The sequence below is a fragment of the Agrobacterium sp. genome (assembly GCF_059499945.1).
The window spans coordinates 55,419-71,687 of sequence record NZ_JCABZP010000011.1 but is presented as its reverse complement, the minus strand read 5'-3'; the positions used below and the strand labels follow the sequence as shown (position 1 = coordinate 71,687).

14 protein-coding genes are annotated in these 16,269 nt (G+C 61.1%); 4 read left to right on the top strand and 10 right to left on the bottom strand.

Going from position 1 to position 16,269, the window contains the following annotated elements:
* Positions 1-19 precede the first annotated feature (19 nt).
* The 3 genes from AC5I5B_RS09370 to AC5I5B_RS09360 all read right to left on the bottom strand — a co-directional run bounded on the left by AC5I5B_RS09370 (position 20) and on the right by AC5I5B_RS09360 (position 2,017).
* Entirely contained in the window at positions 20-268 is a 249-nt protein-coding gene (locus AC5I5B_RS09370) for a hypothetical protein (protein WP_112278542.1), read from the bottom strand.
* A 116-nt stretch (positions 269-384) separates the two neighbouring features.
* Complete coding sequence (locus AC5I5B_RS09365; protein WP_112958638.1) at positions 385-1,659, bottom strand: glycerate kinase type-2 family protein; 1,275 nt, start codon at positions 1,657-1,659, stop codon at positions 385-387.
* A gap of 4 nt (positions 1,660-1,663) precedes the next feature.
* Positions 1,664-2,017: a DUF1304 domain-containing protein gene (locus AC5I5B_RS09360; protein ID WP_060724711.1), complete on the bottom strand. Its 354-nt coding sequence runs from the start codon at positions 2,015-2,017 to the stop codon at positions 1,664-1,666.
* A 223-nt stretch (positions 2,018-2,240) separates the two neighbouring features.
* Between AC5I5B_RS09360 and AC5I5B_RS09355 the strand changes: the two genes are divergently transcribed.
* From AC5I5B_RS09355 to AC5I5B_RS09345, 3 genes are read left to right on the top strand one after another with little or no spacing between them, the layout of a single operon-like run.
* Entirely contained in the window at positions 2,241-3,005 is a 765-nt protein-coding gene (locus AC5I5B_RS09355) for an ImuA family protein (protein WP_065695018.1), read from the top strand.
* A complete protein-coding gene (locus tag AC5I5B_RS09350; protein ID WP_174054501.1) occupies positions 2,920-4,437 on the top strand; it encodes a Y-family DNA polymerase in 1,518 nt (505 codons plus the stop codon). The genes AC5I5B_RS09355 and AC5I5B_RS09350 overlap by 86 nt, the downstream gene beginning before the upstream one ends.
* Positions 4,434-7,712: an error-prone DNA polymerase gene (locus tag AC5I5B_RS09345; RefSeq protein ID WP_112958640.1), complete on the top strand. Its 3,279-nt coding sequence runs from the start codon at positions 4,434-4,436 to the stop codon at positions 7,710-7,712. Before AC5I5B_RS09350 ends, AC5I5B_RS09345 begins: the two co-directional genes overlap by 4 nt.
* Before the next feature lie 12 nt (positions 7,713-7,724).
* Here the strand turns inward: AC5I5B_RS09345 and AC5I5B_RS09340 are convergent, their stop codons facing one another.
* Both AC5I5B_RS09340 and AC5I5B_RS09335 read right to left on the bottom strand, forming a co-directional pair.
* Complete coding sequence (locus AC5I5B_RS09340; protein WP_112354816.1) at positions 7,725-8,363, bottom strand: class I SAM-dependent methyltransferase; 639 nt, start codon at positions 8,361-8,363, stop codon at positions 7,725-7,727.
* An 83-nt stretch (positions 8,364-8,446) separates the two neighbouring features.
* Positions 8,447-9,385, bottom strand: coding sequence for an AraC family transcriptional regulator (locus tag AC5I5B_RS09335; RefSeq protein ID WP_003506534.1), 939 nt, complete (start codon positions 9,383-9,385; stop codon positions 8,447-8,449).
* A gap of 182 nt (positions 9,386-9,567) precedes the next feature.
* Between AC5I5B_RS09335 and AC5I5B_RS09330 the strand changes: the two genes are divergently transcribed.
* Positions 9,568-10,785 (top strand): MFS transporter, encoded by a 1,218-nt coding sequence (locus tag AC5I5B_RS09330; RefSeq protein WP_099087357.1) that lies wholly within the window; start codon positions 9,568-9,570, stop codon positions 10,783-10,785.
* A gap of 68 nt (positions 10,786-10,853) precedes the next feature.
* On the opposite strand, the gene AC5I5B_RS09325 is transcribed toward AC5I5B_RS09330, so the two are convergent.
* The 5 genes from AC5I5B_RS09325 to ytfQ all read right to left on the bottom strand — a co-directional run bounded on the left by AC5I5B_RS09325 (position 10,854) and on the right by ytfQ (position 16,185).
* On the bottom strand, positions 10,854-11,588 hold the full coding sequence (locus AC5I5B_RS09325) for a FadR/GntR family transcriptional regulator (RefSeq protein WP_020011781.1): 735 nt from the start codon (positions 11,586-11,588) through the stop codon (positions 10,854-10,856).
* An 18-nt stretch (positions 11,589-11,606) separates the two neighbouring features.
* Complete coding sequence (yjfF, locus tag AC5I5B_RS09320) at positions 11,607-12,587, bottom strand: galactofuranose ABC transporter, permease protein YjfF (protein WP_003506538.1); 981 nt, start codon at positions 12,585-12,587, stop codon at positions 11,607-11,609.
* Entirely contained in the window at positions 12,584-13,627 is a 1,044-nt protein-coding gene (locus AC5I5B_RS09315; protein WP_153315986.1) for an ABC transporter permease, read from the bottom strand. Before AC5I5B_RS09315 ends, yjfF begins: the two co-directional genes overlap by 4 nt.
* A complete protein-coding gene (locus AC5I5B_RS09310; protein ID WP_003506542.1) occupies positions 13,627-15,150 on the bottom strand; it encodes a sugar ABC transporter ATP-binding protein in 1,524 nt (507 codons plus the stop codon). The genes AC5I5B_RS09315 and AC5I5B_RS09310 overlap by 1 nt, the downstream gene beginning before the upstream one ends.
* Before the next feature lie 75 nt (positions 15,151-15,225).
* The gene (gene ytfQ, locus AC5I5B_RS09305; protein ID WP_003506544.1) at positions 15,226-16,185 is read right to left on the bottom strand and encodes a galactofuranose ABC transporter, galactofuranose-binding protein YtfQ; all 960 of its coding nucleotides are present in this window, start codon (positions 16,183-16,185) and stop codon (positions 15,226-15,228) included.
* Positions 16,186-16,269: the final 84 nt, after the last annotated feature.

The window sequence follows — 16,269 nt, the reverse complement described above, 5'->3', positions numbered from 1 at the left end:
ACGTCATCTGCGGACGGGATCAATTGACGCGTGTCGTCTGTCGCTGCGCCCGTTCCGTTATGGGGCAGCCGTCCTGAAGCTTGGTCCAGGACGAAACGTTGAGCTTCATCTCGCAGCGCGCGAGATAGGAGCCACCGTCGACCTTCAGGCAGGATGTCTGGCCGAGTTCGAACATGGTGCCGCGATTTCGGCATTTGCAATTATGGGCATCCGCCAAGGTAGGAATAAGGGCCATGATCAGGCCAAGTATGAGCACTCCAGTACGCATGGCTGAGGCTCCAAAGGATATCCCGCCAGATTACTCCTGTCCGAGGGCATAGTCAAAAACGGCCTTTGCCTGTGATGCGCGCCCTCTGAGGGCAGCAGCCGCTGCGAGTTCCCCCGCTAGCACCCGATCAAAATCGCCCTGATATCATTCACATTCGTCAGGGTCGGACCCGTCACGACGAGGTCTCCTGCCGCCTTGAAAGCGGTGTAGCTGTCGTGGCTTACGAGCGACTGACGCGGATCGACACCGGCTTCGCGCATGCGGGCAAGCGTATCCGGCGTCACCACAGCACCCGCCGCATCCTCGACGCCGTCTATGCCGTCGCTATCGCCGGCAATGGCCCAGATGCTGCCCGCGCCCTTCAGCGTCAGTGCGAGGCTCAGCAGGAACTCCGTGTTACGGCCGCCCTTGCCGGCTGGCCCCTTGCCAATCGTGACCGTGGTTTCGCCGCCGGAAAGCAAAACGGCCGGGCCCTTGACCGGCAGGCCCTTGCGACTGGCGGAGAGCGCTATACCGGCCATGACAGCCCCGACATCCTTGGATTCGCCTTCCAGCGAATCCCCGAGGATGAGCGGCGTAAGCCCGAGTTTCACGGCCTCATCCGCTGCCGCCTGCAAGGCGAGCGAAGGAGCGGCAATGAGCCGGATATCCTCGTCGATATCGCCGGTCTTCGGGGTTTCCTCACCTTTTTCCAGCACCTTGCGCACGTTTTCCGGAAGATCGAGCGCATAACGGGAGATGATTTCCCGCACGGTTTCGATGTCGCTCGGATCGGCAACCGTCGGGCCGGAGGCGATTTCCGAGGGGTCGTCGCCCGGCACGTCGGAAATCAGCAGCGAAACAACCTTGGCCGGTATGGCGGCCAGCGCCAGCCGTCCGCCCTTGATGCGGGAGAGATGCTTGCGCACGGCGTTCATGTCGGAAATCGTCGCGCCGCTAGCAAGCAAAGCGCGGTTGACGGCCATCTTGTCCGCAAGTGTCATGCCTTCGGCCGGTGCCACCATCAGCGCCGAACCGCCGCCGGAAATCAGCGCGATCACCATGTCGTCGGTGGTCAATCCCTCGACGGCGGCGAGAATGCGTTTTGCCGCTTCCGCGCTCCTATCGTCGGGCACGGGATGGGAAGCCTCGATGATCTCGATATGCGCAGTCGGGACGGCATGGCCGTAACGCGTGACCACCACACCCGAGAGATCGACATGTGGCCATGCCGCTTCAAGCGCTGCGGCCATCGCGGCCGAGGCCTTGCCGGCGCCCACCACCACGCACCGGCCTTTGGGCGGAGATGGAAGGTGGTGTTGCAACACCTTTGCCGGATCGGCGCTGGCGACTGCAGCCATGAAGATGCGGTTGAGGGCGTCTCTTGCGGACGTGTCGTTCCATGCGCTCATCGGTTCATGCTCCGATCCAGAGGAAGCCGAGCGCAAACAATGCCGGCAACGCCTGAATGAACAGGATCTTCATATTGGCTGTCATGGCGCCGAAAATACCGGCCACCAGAACGCAGGTAAGGAAGAAAACCTTGAAGCTCAGCCCTTCATCGCCCTGCGTGAGCCCATAGATCAGCCCCGCTGCGAGAAAGCCGTTATAAAGGCCCTGATTGGCGGCAAGCACTTTTGTTTGCCGGGCAAAATCCGCCGAAAGACCGAAAGCATTGCGCCCGGCTGGCTTTTCCCACAGCAGCATTTCCAGAATGACGATGTAAATATGGATGGCCGCAACCACGGCAATCAGAATGCTGGCGATCATCGGCGGTTTCCTCCAAACCATGATGTCCGTAGCCGTTGTCAGGGTGAACAGGTGGCGAGCGGACACTTCCGTTTTAACGGTGGCACGAAGGGCTGCAAGGCCAGAATCTCCTCTTCCCGTGCAAACTGTTGAAGAGTGGTGACCTGTTGCTTGACTCTTTGCTGAAATAGGAACAAAACAAGAACAATAGAGATGAATAACCGGAATTGAAACCTGTCATGCCATGCAAAAGCGCGCGGATCAGTTGCTCGTTGTCGAAGAGCTGCGTGAAAGGCTGGAAAGGATCGGTAACGGTCCTGAGCGGCTGCACGAGACCTTGCCTTTCGGCGTGGATGCCATCGACCATCGCCTGCCGGGAGGCGGGCTCAAGCTCGGCTGTCTGCATGAGCTGAGCGGCGGCGGCAATGGCGCTGCCGATGGTGCGGCGGCCGCCCTTTTTGCGGCCGGTGTGGCGGCAAGGCTTTCCGGCAAGGTTTTATGGTGCGTCACCCGGCGGGATCTGTTCATGCCGGGGCTGACGCAGGCCGGCCTTTCGCAGAACCGGCTCATCATTGTTGAATGCCGCGATGAGAAGGGCGTGCTCGACTGTTTCGAGGAGGGCTTGCGCTGCAATGGTTTCGGCGCGGTGATGGGTGAGGTGGCAAAACTGCCGATGAACGCATCGCGACGGCTGCAACTGGCGGCGGAAACCTCCGGTGTTACCGGCATCGCCATCCGCCGTTTCCGGCGTGCGGCCGATGCGGCGCTGTACGGCGAACCGACGGCGGCGGTGACCCGCTGGCGCATCTCCGTCCGTCCTTCTTCGCCCTTGCCGGTGCCGGGGGTGGGCAGGCCGCGCTGGTTTCTCGAGCTTTTGCGATGTCGCGGCGGCGAAAGCGCTGAATTTGAAGTGGAAGCCTGTGATGCAAAGGGTCGTATCGCTCTACCTGCCGACATGGCCGACGGATCGCTTCCGGCGTCTTTCGGGAGAGAACGCGCCGCCGGTTGAAAAGCCGCTGGTCATGATCGGCCGCCAGGGCAGCCGCCGGCTGGTGCTGGCGCTCGACAAAGCGGCAAAGGCGGCGGGCATCCGGCCCGGCACGCCGGTCAGCAAGGCGCAGGCGCTGGTGCCGGGCCTTCTGGTGGAAGATCTGGATGCAGCTGGAGATGCCCGCGCCCTGCAGCAGCTGGCCTTTCATTTTCTGCGCATCTATGCCCCCATCGTCGCCGCCGATACGCCTGATGGGCTGGTGCTGGACACGGCGGGAGCGGACCATCTGCACGGCGATGAGACGCTGATGCTGAGCGGCATGGTCAACCGCCTGCATGCCGCAGGCTTTGCCGCCCGTGCTGCCATTGCCGATAGCTGGGGTGCTGCCCATGCGCTGGCCCGCTTCGGCCGCGAGCAGATCAGCATCATACCGCCGGGCGGACAGCGGGCAGCGATCAGCGGGTTGCCGCTTGCCGCGTTGAGGCTGGAGGAGCGTATCGTTTCCGGGTTGAAGGTACTCGGCTTTCGCAGCATCGGCGAGCTTGCCGAAGCCCCGCGCGCGCCGCTGACCCTGCGTTTTGGCCCCGAACTCGTCCGGCGTCTTTCCCAGGCTTTCGGGGAGATCGGCGAACCCATAGAGCCGGTGCGCGTGGCCGAACTGGTGGAGGTGCGTCGCGCCTTTCCCGAGCCGATTGTGGCGGCGGAAACGATTGCCCGTTATACGCAGAAGCTGGTCACGGGGCTTTGCTCAGCACTTGAAAAACGCGGCCTTGGTGCCCGCCGGGTCGATCTGGTGCTGCACCGGGTCGATAGCGGCCTGCAGGCGGTACGCGCAGGCACCTCCAGACCGGTGCGCGACATCAAGCAGCTTGTCCGGCTTCTGACCGACCGTATCGACACCATTGATCCCGGTTTCGGCATCGAGATGATGGTGCTGACCGCCACCCATGCCGAGCCGCTTCTCGCCGCGCAGGCCCGGTCCTCGCTTCTGGAGGAGGGGCGTGCGGACATCGCCGATACGGTCGATGTTATCCTCAATCGCGGCCACAGGGTCTATCGTTATGCGGCGGTGGCAAGCGATGTGCCGGAACGCTCCGTTGCCCGCGTTGCGGCGCTTGCATCTGAGGCTACCCTCGGCTGGCCCGGCCACTGGCCTCGTCCGGTCAGGCTTTTTGCAAGGCCGGAACCCATCGAGACGCTGGCGCTGCTGCCGGACCATCCGCCGCGTTATTTCATCTGGAAAGGCGTGCGCCATAATGTGCGGCGCGCCGACGGGCCGGAACGGGTGTTCGGCGAATGGTGGAAACGCGACCGGGAAAAGGAAGCCGTGCGCGATTATTTCACGGTGGAAAATGAAAGCGGCGAGCGCTTCTGGATTTTCCGCTCCGGCGATGGCGAACATGCCGAGACAGGCTCGCAGGGCTGGTTCATCCACGGGGTCTTTGCATGAGCACGCCGCGTTATGCCGAACTTCAGGTGACCACGCATTTTTCCTTCCTGCGCGGCGCAAGCTCCTGCGAGGAGCTTTTCGAACAGGCCAAAAACCTCGGCATCGAGGCGCTCGGCATTGTCGACCGCAACAGCCTTGCGGGCATTCCCCGCGCCTACGAGGCGGCAAGCACCCACGGCATCCGGCTCGTCATCGGCTGCCGGCTCGATCTGGATGACGATCTTTCCGTGCTTGTCTACCCCATGGATCGCCCGGCATACGGCCGGCTTTGCCGCCTGCTGTCCGTTGGCAAAAAGAGGGGTGGCAAGGGCAAATGCCGGCTCACATGGGACGATCTCGTTACCTATGGCGAAGGTCTGATCGTGGTGCTGCTCGCCGATCTCGCCGATGATCTCTGCGCACTTCGCCTGCGGCGGCTGAAAGCCGCTTTTACGGATCGCGCCTATATGGCGCTCAGCCTCAGAAGACGTCCCAATGACCAGATGCGGCTTTTCGAATTGTCCAATATGGCTCAAGTCGCAGGTATACCGACGGTGGTGACCAATGACGTACTGTTCCATGTGCCCGAGCGGCGCATGCTGCAGGATGTCGTCACCTGCATCCGGCATAATTGCACCATCGACGAGGCGGGTTTCCGCCGCGAGCGGCATGCCGACCGCTATATGAAGCCGCCGGAGGAAATGCACCGGCTATTTGCCCGCTACCCCGAAGCGCTGGCCCGCAGTCTCGAAATCACGAAGCGCTGCAAATTTTCACTGAAGGAACTGGTCTATCAATATCCCGAGGAGCGCAGCCTGCCGGGGCTGACGGCGCAGCAGGCGCTGGAGAAGATGGTCTGGGAAGCGGTGCCGGGGCGGTATCCGCAAGGTTTGCCGGAGAAGGTGGAAAAGGCGCTCAAGCATGAGCTGGCGGTTGTCGGCAGGTTGCAATATGCCTCCTATTTCCTGACCGTGAGTGCCATTGTCCGTTATGCGCGTTCAAAAGATATCCTATGTCAGGGGCGCGGTTCGGCAGCCAATTCGATTATCTGTTTTGTACTTGGCATCACCGCCATCGATCCCGCTCTTTTCAGCAATCTCGTCTTCGAACGTTTCGTTTCCGAAAACCGGGGAGAACCGCCTGATATCGACGTGGATTTTGAACACCAGCGGCGCGAGGAGGTTATCCAGTGGGTCTATGACACCTACGGCCGTGACAAGGCTGCGCTCTGCTCCGTTGTCACCCGTTATCGCGGGCGTGGGGCGCTGCGCGATGTCGGCAAGGTTCTGGGCCTGCCGGAAGATCTGACGAAGCTTCTATCCTCGCAGGTCTGGCGCTGGAGCGAGGGGGTGGGTGAAAAGCAGGTGAAGGAACTGAACCTCAATATGGAGGATCGTCGCCTGAAGCTTGCCTTCGAATTGGCCAACCAACTTGTCGGCACACCGCGCCATCATAGCCAGCATCCGGGCGGCTTTGTGCTGACCCATAACCGGCTGGACGAACTGGTGCCGATCGAACCCGCCGCCATGGATGATCGCCAGATCATCGAATGGGACAAGGACGATATCGATGTCGTGAAATTCATGAAAATGGATTGCCTGGCGCTCGGCATGCTCTCCTGCATGAAGCGCGGCTTCGATCTGCTGGAGGCGCGCACTGGAGAGAAATACGATCTCGCCGCCATGCCGCCGGATGATGGGCCCACTTATGCCATGATCCAGAAGGCCGATACGCTCGGCACATTCCAGATCGAGAGCCGGGCGCAGATGTCGATGTTGCCGCGCCTGAGGCCGAAGGAGTTTTATGACCTCGTCATTCAGGTCGCCATTGTTCGCCCCGGCCCCATTCAGGGGGATATGGTGCATCCCTATCTGCGTCGCCGACAGGGAAAGGAGCCGGTTCGTTATGAAAAACCGGAACTGGAAAATATTCTGAAAAAGACGATGGGTGTTCCGCTGTTTCAGGAGCAGGCCATGCGGATCGCCATGGATTGCGCCGGTTTTACCGCAGATGAGGCGGACCAGTTGCGCCGAGCCATGGCGACCTTCAAGAATGTGGGTACCATTTCCAAATTCAGGGAAAAGCTCGTCACGGGCATGGTGGAGCGTGGTTATGAGCAAGAATTTGCCGAACGTATCTTCAAGCAGCTCGAAGGGTTCGGTAGCTATGGTTTTCCTGAAAGCCATGCGGCCTCCTTTGCGCTGATCGCCTATGCCTCCTCATGGCTGAAATGCCATCATCCCGATATTTTCTGTACGGCGCTTCTCAATTCGCAACCCATGGGGTTTTACGCCCCGGCGCAGATCGTGCGTGATGCGCGCGATCATGACGTCGAGGTGCGTCCGGTCTGCGTTAATAACAGCCGTTTTGATTGCACGCTGGAGCCTACGGGCAAGAAGAATGGGAATGGTAAAGAGCGCTACGCCGTGCGGCTTGGCCTGCGCATGGTGAAGGGACTCTCTAACGATCACGCAGCTGATATCGTCGCCGCCCGGCAGGATCGGTCTTTTGCCTCGGTGGATGATCTCTGGCGAAGGGCGGGCGTTCCCGCCGCTGCCCTCGTCTGTCTCGCGGAAGCCGATGCCTTTTTACCGTCGCTTTCGCTTGCCAGACGCGAGGCGCTCTGGGCCATCAAGGCCTTGCGGGATGAGCCGCTGCCGCTTTTCGCCGCCGCCGCCAGTCGGGAAAATGCCGTGGTGGATGAGCTTCAGGAACCCTCCGTCGCGCTCAGGCCCATGACTGACGGTGGTGAGGTAGTTCAGGATTACGGCCATGTCGGACTGACGCTGCGCGAACATCCCATGACATTCCTGCGGCGCGATCTTTCCCGCCGCCGTATCGTCACCTGTGCGGAGGCCGTGCGCGCCCGTGATGGCGCATGGCTGGAAACGGCGGGTCTGGTGCTGGTGCGCCAGCGCCCCGGCTCGGCAAAGGGGGTGATCTTCATGACACTGGAGGATGAGACGGGCATCGCCAATGCGGTGCTGTGGGTAAAAACCTTCGAAAAATACCGGCGCGTGGTGCTGTCCGCCGGCATGGTTGGTATTTACGGCAAGATCCAGCGGGAGGGTGAGGTGGTGCATCTGGTCGCCCATCGGCTGACAGATTTGTCGGAGGCGCTGGCCAGCGTGGGCGAACGCAACCATGCCTTTCCCCTGCCGCATGGGCGTGGCGATGAGTTCCACCACGGCATTCCACCGGATGATCACCGCACTATCAGGAAGCATCCGCCGCCTGCCGTGGACGATGCGGAGGAGGTGGAGCGGATAAAGGTCATTTCCCGCAATTTTCACTGAAGACGGCTCAGATCACCTTTTGCGCGCCACGATGTAAGGACGATTGTCATTGCCCTTTGTCGCGTGGATTTCCGTGGCCAGAATGTCAAAACCGCCGGCGTTTATATGCCGGCCAAGCTCGGCCGCGTTGAACACGCCGGCAAAGGGCGCCTTGCCGATCGCACGCATCGCCGGCAGGACAAGGCGGATAAACGGGTTCATATCCCTAACGCAGGGGGTCTTGGTGACGAACAGCCCGCGCGGGCCAAGCAGGGAATGAATGTGCTGCAATGTGCCGCGCAGGTCGCGCACCAGATGAAGATAGTTGAAACCCAGCACCACGTTGAACTGATGAGGGTCGGGGGCAAGCGTTTCCACGGTCGCAGTGCTGAAAACGAGGTTCGGGAGAGGGCCGGCGGCGTGTTTTCTTTCCTCGGCGATTGCGATCATGCCGGCGGAAATATCCGTCGCAAGATAGTCTTTGACGCTGCACGCAAGCCGGATCGCCGTTGTCCCGGTGCCGCAACCCAGTTCCAATACCCTGTCATCCGGATTCAGCAGGGCACGGGTCCGCTCCAGCGTGCGCTCATATCCGGCCTCATCCGAAATCCTGCCCTTTGCATATTTCCGAGCGGTCCGGTTCCAGAAACGGGCGTCGTCGGCAATACTCATGGTGGATGCTCCCCGGACGGCGCCCTTCCGCTTCGGGCGGATCTGCTCTCACGCGGATATCCTATCCGGTTTGTTTGTAGCTTTTAAGCCGCATCCTCCAACCCGGCCGTGTCCTTCCGGCGAAACTGGCTGGGCGGTGCGCCGAGCACGCGTTTGAAGGCGCGGCTGAAGGAGGCTTCGGAATCGTAACCGAGTTTTTCCGCCGCCAGCGTCACGCGCATGCCTTCGCGCAGCCACAGCCGTGCCTGGTGCATGCGTACGCGCACCACATAGCGCGCCGGGCTTTCGCCCACCACGCGGGTGAAGCGCTCCGCGAAACTGGAGCGGGAAGCGCCCATCAGGGAAGCAAGCTCCTCCACGCTCCAGTCCTTTTCGGGATTGAGGTGGATGGCGGCCAGCACCCGTCCGAGTTCGGGGTTGCGCACCGCAGCCAGCCAGCCGCTGGAATCGCCGCAGCCATATTCCACCCATGTGCGGATCAACGTCGCGGTCAGCACATCGGCAAGCCTTGCCAGAATGCCGCCCGCACCAACACGGTTCAGTTCCACCTCACGCGTCATGGCCTCCAGCAGATGCGGAATGGCCGGATCGCTTTTGGCGAGATCACTGGTCAACATCACATCCGGCATCAGCTGCAGGAGGGGGTGCAGATTATCCATGTTGAAACGCATCGAAGCGGTAAAGGCCACGGTATCGCCGCCGGCGCTGGCGCATTGCAGGTCGAAAACGCCCTGGCAGACTTCCTTCTTGCCGAAACGGTCGAAGGGGGTAGGCGTCACATCCTCGCCGCTACCCAACACATGGGCGTGGCCGCGGGGCAGAAGAACGGCGTCGCCGCATGTCAGCGTCAGCCACTCGCCGGAGGGTTTGCGCAATTTCGCCTGGCCGACACCGATGAAATGGAACCGTGCCGCTTCCTGCTCGGGAAAAGCTGTCGCCCAGGGGGTGGCCATGCGGCATCGGCCGTATTCCACGCCGTCGAGCCTCAGGCCACGCAACATTTCCGTCAGGGCATCATTCATGGCGCTCTCGCAAATTTGGATGTTTGGTTAAGGAATACGGATTTTCTAGCATGGAAACGCCGGGCTGTCACGCATAGCTTACGACCATTGATTTGCAGAATATGAACTGGCCTCCCACCGGTTTCACCATTTTGCCATTCCGTTTCAGAGCGCGTTCCGGAAATGCGCATCAGGAGATTTTCATGAGCAACCGGACCATAAACGAACTCGAATATGTGCCGCGCAAGACAGAGCCGGATGCGAAGTGGGCCGCCGTGGTTTCGCTTTCGCTCGGCGTCTTCGGGCTGGTGACGGCGGAATTCCTGCCGGTCAGTCTGCTGACGCCGCTTTCGGCCGATCTCGCCGTCAGCTCCGGCATCGCTGGCCAATCCATTACCGTTACGGCGCTGGTCGCGGCGGTCGCCGGCCCCGGCGTTGTCATTGGCACACGCAGCATCGATCGCCGCTGGACATTGCTTGGGCTGACCACGCTGCTGATCATCTCCAGCACTTTGGCCGCCTTCGCAAACGGTCTCTTTATGCTGTTTGCCTCGCGCGTCCTGCTCGGCATCGGCCTTGGCGGCTTCTGGGCCATGTCCGCGGCGCTGGCACTGAGACTCGTACCGCTTGATAAAATGCCGCGTGCGATGGCCATCATCCTGACAGGAGTTTCGGTCGCCACCGTCTGTGCCGCACCGGTGGGCGCGTGGATCGGCGCGACACTTGGCTGGCGTTCGGCCTTCGTCGTTGCGGGTGTGCTCGGTGTCATTGCGCTCGTCGTGCAATTGCTCACCGTTCCGTCGCTGCCGCCGGCCGGTGCACCCGGTCTTTCCACCATGTTCCGCCTGTTGCAGCGGCCGCAGGTCCGGATCGGCCTTCTGACGACGCTGTTCATTGTTGCGGGTCACTTTGCCGGTTTCACCTATGTCCGTCCGTTCCTGGAGGATGTGACGCTTCTTGGCGTCGAGGCGATTTCGCTCGTCCTTCTGGTTTATGGTGTCGGCGGCTTTTTCGGTAATCTCTTCGGCGGTTTCCTCTCCGAGAAAAACACGGCATGGGCGGTGACGTTCGCCGCCACCCTGATCGCCGCATCGGCTTCCGTTCTGGTCGTGGCGGGTGCGTCGCCCCTGATTGCCGGCCTTGCCATCGCCTCCTGGGGTTTTGCCTTCGGTGCGCTTCCGGTCAGCGTACAGAGCTTCATCACCCGGGCCGCTTCCGATGAGGCGGAAAGTGCCGGCGCGCTGCTGCTTACCACTTTCCAGATCGCGATTTCCAGCGGTGCGGTTCTGGGCGGTCTGCTGATCGATCTTCAGGGTGCGACGATGGTCTTCGTCTTCGTGGCGATTGCCGCCCTTCTCGGTGCATCGCTGATGGCGTCGCGCCGCGGTGTGGTGCCACAGGTCGAGGCCTCGCAGGGGTAAGCCACCCCTCGGAGAAAAAAAACCGCCTTCGTGCGGGTCTTAAGAGAAGAGAAGGCGTTATTCCGTCTTTAGGGCGCCTTTATCGCGTTCTGTGTCCGGTCTTTGCCCACCTCGATCACATGGCGCATGGCTTTCACCGCCGCATCCGCGTCACGCGCCGCAATCGCGTGTACGATGCGCAGATGATTGGACGCGATCTCGGCGATGGTGCCAGGCGAAGCGGCCGGCGATGAGAGCTGGAAGGATATCGCAAGTGCGGCTTCGATCAGCCCGCTTGCGGAGCGCATGAAGGGGTTGCCGGACATATGCGCGACCGCAAGGTGGAATTCGAGATCGACCTTGGCGATGCTTTCCGGCGTATGTTTCGGATTGTCGAATTTGGCGGCGATGACGTAAAGGGAAACGATATCGTCATTGGAGGCCTGCAGCGCCGCCGCCGCCGCCGCCGCTGGTTCCAGCGCCAGGCGTATCTCCGCCAGATGCGTGACGAATTCCTGATCTATGCCGGCCTCGCAGCGCCAGCCCAGCACGTCGGGATCGAAGAAATTCCAGCTGGAGCGGTCAAGAACGCGGGTGCCCACCTTGGCCTTTGGTTCCACCAGACGCTTCGCCGCCAGCGTCTTCATCGTCTCGCGCAGCACGGTGCGGGAGACGCCGAACCGCAAGGAAAGTTCGGCATCATTGGGCAGCAGGGAGCCTTCCGCAATCCTGCCCGAGACGATGGCGCTGCCGAGTTCGGAGACCACATGGGCGTGGCTGTTCCGGCGTTTTCGCCCGCTTATCGTCGTTTCGAGCAGCCCCAAGCAAGCCTCCCTTGGCAATTATGCCGGATGCGGTCCGGCCAGTCTCCTGTTTGAATACCAGATGATTGCGCGCTGCAACACGATGAAGACGAAAAGCAGCACACCGATGACGATTTTCGTCCACCAGGAAGAAAGCGTCCCGTCAAAAACGATGTAGGTCTGGATCAGCCCCTGTATCAGAAGGCCGATAAAGGTTCCCGCCACCAGCCCCGTGCCGCCGGTCAGAAGCGTCCCGCCAATGACGACAGCGGCGATGGCGTCCAGTTCCACGCCCACCGTCGCCAGCGAATAACCTGACGAGGTGTAGAGCGTATAAACGATGCCGGCGAGGCCCGACAGGAAACCGGAAAGCGCATAGATGCCGATGGTCGTCGCGCCAATCGGCACCCCCATCAGCTCGGCCGATTGCGGATTGCCACCCAACGCATAGACATTGGCGCCGAAGCGGGTGCGGCTGGCGATCAGCATGCCGGCGGCGAAGACGAGAAGCATCAGCATGGCCAGCGCCGTCAGCCTGCCGCCGCCTGGAAAGCGGAAATAAAAGCCCTGTATCGCATCGATGAACGGGTGGGAGATCGGCACCGACTGCGTGGAAATCAGATAGGCCGCGCCGCGCGCCAAAAACATGCCCGCCAGTGTCACCACGAAAGGCGGGATCGACAGGAAGCGGATCATCGCCCCCATCAGGCAGCCGAACAGCGTCGAGACTGCCAGCACGATGGCGAAGGCCAGCAGCGGATGGATGTTATAGGTGCCGACCATGACCGCCACGAAGACGCTGGTGAAGGCGATGACCGAACCGATGGAGAGATCGATGCCGCCCGACAGGATGACAAAGGTCATGCCCACCGCCGCGATGCCGAGGAAGGCATTATCGGTCAGAAGATTGCCTATCACGCGCGTCGACAGGATCGACGGATATTGCAGCACGCACAGCAAATAGGCGACCACGAAGATCGTCAGCGTGGTGAGGAAGGGCAGATTGCGGCTGTGGATCATCGCGCGGTTCCTTCCTTGGTCATGCCATTGGTCGCCGCCGGTTTGACGTGCGGCTTCGGCGCTTTCACGAAACCGAGGACGGCCATGATTGCAGGCGATTGCAATGTGAGCACCACCATGATGATGCCTGCCTTGATGATGAGGTTGAATTCCGGCGGAAAGCCCGAGACGAGGATGCCGGTATTGATGGTCTGGATGATGAGCGCGCCGATCAATGAGGCCGTGATGGAGAAACGGCCGCCATTTAGCGATGTGCCGCCGATCACGACCGCCAGGATCGCGTCCAGTTCCAGCCACAGCCCGGCATTGTTGGCATCCGCGCCGCGAATATCGGCGGTCACGATCATGCCGGCAATGGCCGCGCAGAGGCCGGAGACGGCATAAACGAAAAACAGCAGGAAGCGCGCCCGCACGCCGGCGAGCGCCGCTGCACGGCGATTGATGCCTGTGGCCTCGATCAGGAAACCGAGCGCGCTTTTACGCACCAGAAGGCCGATCAACAGCGCCGCGGCCACCCAGATGATGACGGGCAGCGGGATGCCTGCGAACGAGCCGGAACCGATGGCGGCAAAGCTGTCATTGTTGAAGGTGAGAATGACACCCTCGGTAATAAGCTGGGCGATGCCGCGTCCCGCCACCATCAGGATCAGGGTGGCAATGATCGGCTGGATATCGAGAATGGCGACCAGCACGCCGTTCCACAGGCCGCAGGCAATGCCCACCGCAAGTGAGATGACGATGACCGAGGGAATGGAATGGCCATTGCTGATGAGCGTGGCCGCGACCGCGCCGCAGATGGCGATGACCGCGCCGATGGAAAGATCGATACCCTTGGTGGCGATAACCAGCGTCATGCCGATGGTCAGCAGCGCCACGGGAGCGGCGCGCACGAGAATATCCACCAGACTGCCATAGAGCCGGCCATTCTGGAAAGAAACATGCAGAAAACCCGGCGAAATGATTGTAATCGCTGCCAGAATGATAAAGAGCGCGGCAAGCTGGGGAGCAAGTCTTTTGAAGCGTCGTGTTACAGCCACCATCACGCCGCCTCCGTTTTCGCCGCATCCGCAATTGCCCGCATGATGTTGTCGGCGGTCACTTCGCTGCCTTTCAATTCACTGACATGGCGGCGGTCGGAAAGCACGACCACACGATGCGCAACGGCCGTCAGTTCTTCCAGTTCGGAGGAGATGACGACGAGCGACATGCCTTCGCCGCAGAGTTTTTCGATCATTTTGAGAATTTCCGCATGCGCGCCGATATCGATGCCGCGTGTCGGCTCGTCGAGTATCAGCAGTCTGGGCTGGGTGGCGAGCCAGCGTGCCAGAATGGCCTTCTGCTGATTGCCGCCGGACAGGAATTTTATCGGCCGGTTGGGGTCGGCCGGGCGGATATCGAGCGATTTGATGAAGCTTTCGGCAAGCTCCGCCTTCTGTCGGCGCGATAGTGGCCGTGCCCAGCCCTGCCGCGCCTGAAGCGCCAGAGCGATATTATCGGTGACGGAAAAGTCGCCGATAATGCCGTCCGTCTTGCGCTCTTCCGGACAGAAGCCGAACCCGGCCGCAATGGCGGCCTCGGGAGACGAAATCGCCGCCGGTTTTCCGTCAATCATCGCCGTGCCGGTATCGGGACGGTCGATGCCGAACAGCAGGAAGGCGGTCTCCGTTCGGCCGGAGCCAAGAAGACCGGCGACGCCGACGATCTCTCCCGGCCGGATGCCGAGATCAAAGGGGGCGATGCTGCCGCGCTTGCCATAGGCTTCGAACCGGATTGGCGGCTCGCCCTCGGCGACCGTATCTTCGGTGGCCTGATGTTCGTGGGTAATATGCTGAAGCTCGCGACCGAGCATCATCGAGATGAGTTCGGACCTCGGCAGGCTGCCGATGTCGCGGGTGCCGACGAGGCGGCCATTGCGCAGCACCGTCACCCGGTCGGCAATATCATAGACCTGATTGAGGAAGTGGGTGATGATGATGATGCCGATGCCGCGGGCGCGCAGGTTTTTCAAAACCCCGAACAGCATCTCGACCTCATGGGCGTCAAGGCTGGCTGTCGGTTCGTCCAGCACCAGCACCTTGCCGGAAAGATCGACGGCGCGGGCAATGGCGATGATCTGGCGGATAGCGACGGAATAGCTGGAAAGCAGGGCGTTGACGTCGATGGAAAGCCCGTATTGGGCGAGCAGCGCCTGCGAATTCTTCTGCATCGTGCTGCGGTCGATCAGCCCGAAGCGGCGTGGCTGGCGGCCGAGAAACAGGTTTTCGGCGACCGTGAGATTTTCGAGAAGGTTCACTTCCTGATAGACCGTGCCGATGCCAAGCGCCTGCGCCTCGCCCACATTGGTGGGCGAGATTTCGCTGCCCTCCAGAAAGATCGAACCGCTGTCGCGGTGATAAACGCCAGTCAGGATTTTGATGAGCGTCGATTTGCCCGCGCCGTTTTCGCCAAGCAGGGCATGGATTTCACCGTGCCCGAGCGAAAAATCGACGCCATCGAGCGCCGTGATCCCCAGAAAGGATTTGCCGATGGCGCGTGCTTCCAGAAGTGGTGCCGTTTCGGACATTGAGCAGGTTCCGCATGAAGAATGCCATGATGGAGCGGCACGAACGACGCGCCGCTCCTTCCGAAGAATGGGGTATCAGTAACCCAGACCCTTCTTCGCCTCGTAGACCTTCATCGGGTCGTCGGATGCCGTGTAAAGCTTGGATTCGGTCTGAATCCACTTCGCTGGCGCCTTCTTGTCCTTCAGATAGGCTTCGAGCGCGTCGAAGGCCGGGCCGGCCATGTCAGGCGTCAGCTCGACGGTGGCGTTGGCTTCACCGGCTGCCATGGCCTTGAAGATGTCAGGCACGGCATCGATGGAGACGATCTTGATGTCGGTTCCGGGCTTCAGACCGGCTTCCTTGATCGCCTGGATCGCACCGACGGCCATGTCGTCATTGTGGGCGTAGACCGCACAGATGTCCTTGCCGCCGCCTTCGGCCTTGATGAAGCTTTCCATCACTTCCTTGCCCTTGGTGCGGGTGAAATCACCCGTCTGCGAGCGTGCGATCTTGATGTTCTTGTGCGAAGCAATGGCCTCTTCGAAGCCCTTCTTGCGGTTGATGGCGGGCGAAGAGCCGGTCGTGCCCTGCAGTTCTACCACCTTGCAATCCTTTGAGCCGACGTCCTTGACCAGCCAGTCGCCGGCAACCTTGCCTTCATGAACCTGATCGGAGGTTACGGCGGTCAGGTAAAGATCGTCCGGAGCCTCGATTTGGCGGTCGAGCAGGATGACAGGGATTTTTTCTTCCTTGGCTTCCTTCAGCACGGCATCCCATCCGGTCGCGACGACCGGCGCGATCAGGATCGCGTCCACGCCCTGCGCGATGAAGCCGCGAACGGCCTTAATCTGGTTTTCCTGCTTCTGCTGCGCGTCGGCGAATTTAAGCGTGACGCCGCGCTTCTCTGCCTGCTGCTTGGTGACGGTGGTTTCAGCCGCGCGCCAGCCGGATTCCGAACCGATCTGCGAGAAGCCGACGGTAAGCGATTTGGCGGAAACACTTGATGCAAGGCACAGCGAAACGGCGACAGTAACTGTCGCGAGAGCTTTTCTCATCTTAATCCTCCCAGAGATGATGTCAGCGTGACGGAGACACTATGAGCATATAGTAATACTCTTGAAAAGAGGCATTTTCGCATA

Coding starts and splice junctions, on each gene's coding strand:
- AC5I5B_RS09350 (WP_174054501.1), top strand. CDS start 2,920: ATGCAAAGGGTCGTATCGCTCTACCTGCCGACATGGCCGACGGATCGC.
- AC5I5B_RS09340 (WP_112354816.1), bottom strand. CDS start 8,363: ATGAGTATTGCCGACGACGCCCGTTTCTGGAACCGGACCGCTCGGAAA.
- AC5I5B_RS09370 (WP_112278542.1), bottom strand. CDS start 268: ATGCGTACTGGAGTGCTCATACTTGGCCTGATCATGGCCCTTATTCCT.
- ytfQ (WP_003506544.1), bottom strand. CDS start 16,185: ATGAGAAAAGCTCTCGCGACAGTTACTGTCGCCGTTTCGCTGTGCCTT.
- AC5I5B_RS09315 (WP_153315986.1), bottom strand. CDS start 13,627: ATGGTGGCTGTAACACGACGCTTCAAAAGACTTGCTCCCCAGCTTGCC.
- yjfF (WP_003506538.1), bottom strand. CDS start 12,587: ATGATCCACAGCCGCAATCTGCCCTTCCTCACCACGCTGACGATCTTC.
- AC5I5B_RS09355 (WP_065695018.1), top strand. CDS start 2,241: ATGCAAAAGCGCGCGGATCAGTTGCTCGTTGTCGAAGAGCTGCGTGAA.
- AC5I5B_RS09310 (WP_003506542.1), bottom strand. CDS start 15,150: ATGTCCGAAACGGCACCACTTCTGGAAGCACGCGCCATCGGCAAATCC.
- AC5I5B_RS09365 (WP_112958638.1), bottom strand. CDS start 1,659: ATGAGCGCATGGAACGACACGTCCGCAAGAGACGCCCTCAACCGCATC.
- AC5I5B_RS09360 (WP_060724711.1), bottom strand. CDS start 2,017: ATGATCGCCAGCATTCTGATTGCCGTGGTTGCGGCCATCCATATTTAC.
- AC5I5B_RS09335 (WP_003506534.1), bottom strand. CDS start 9,385: ATGAATGATGCCCTGACGGAAATGTTGCGTGGCCTGAGGCTCGACGGC.
- AC5I5B_RS09330 (WP_099087357.1), top strand. CDS start 9,568: ATGAGCAACCGGACCATAAACGAACTCGAATATGTGCCGCGCAAGACA.
- AC5I5B_RS09345 (WP_112958640.1), top strand. CDS start 4,434: ATGAGCACGCCGCGTTATGCCGAACTTCAGGTGACCACGCATTTTTCC.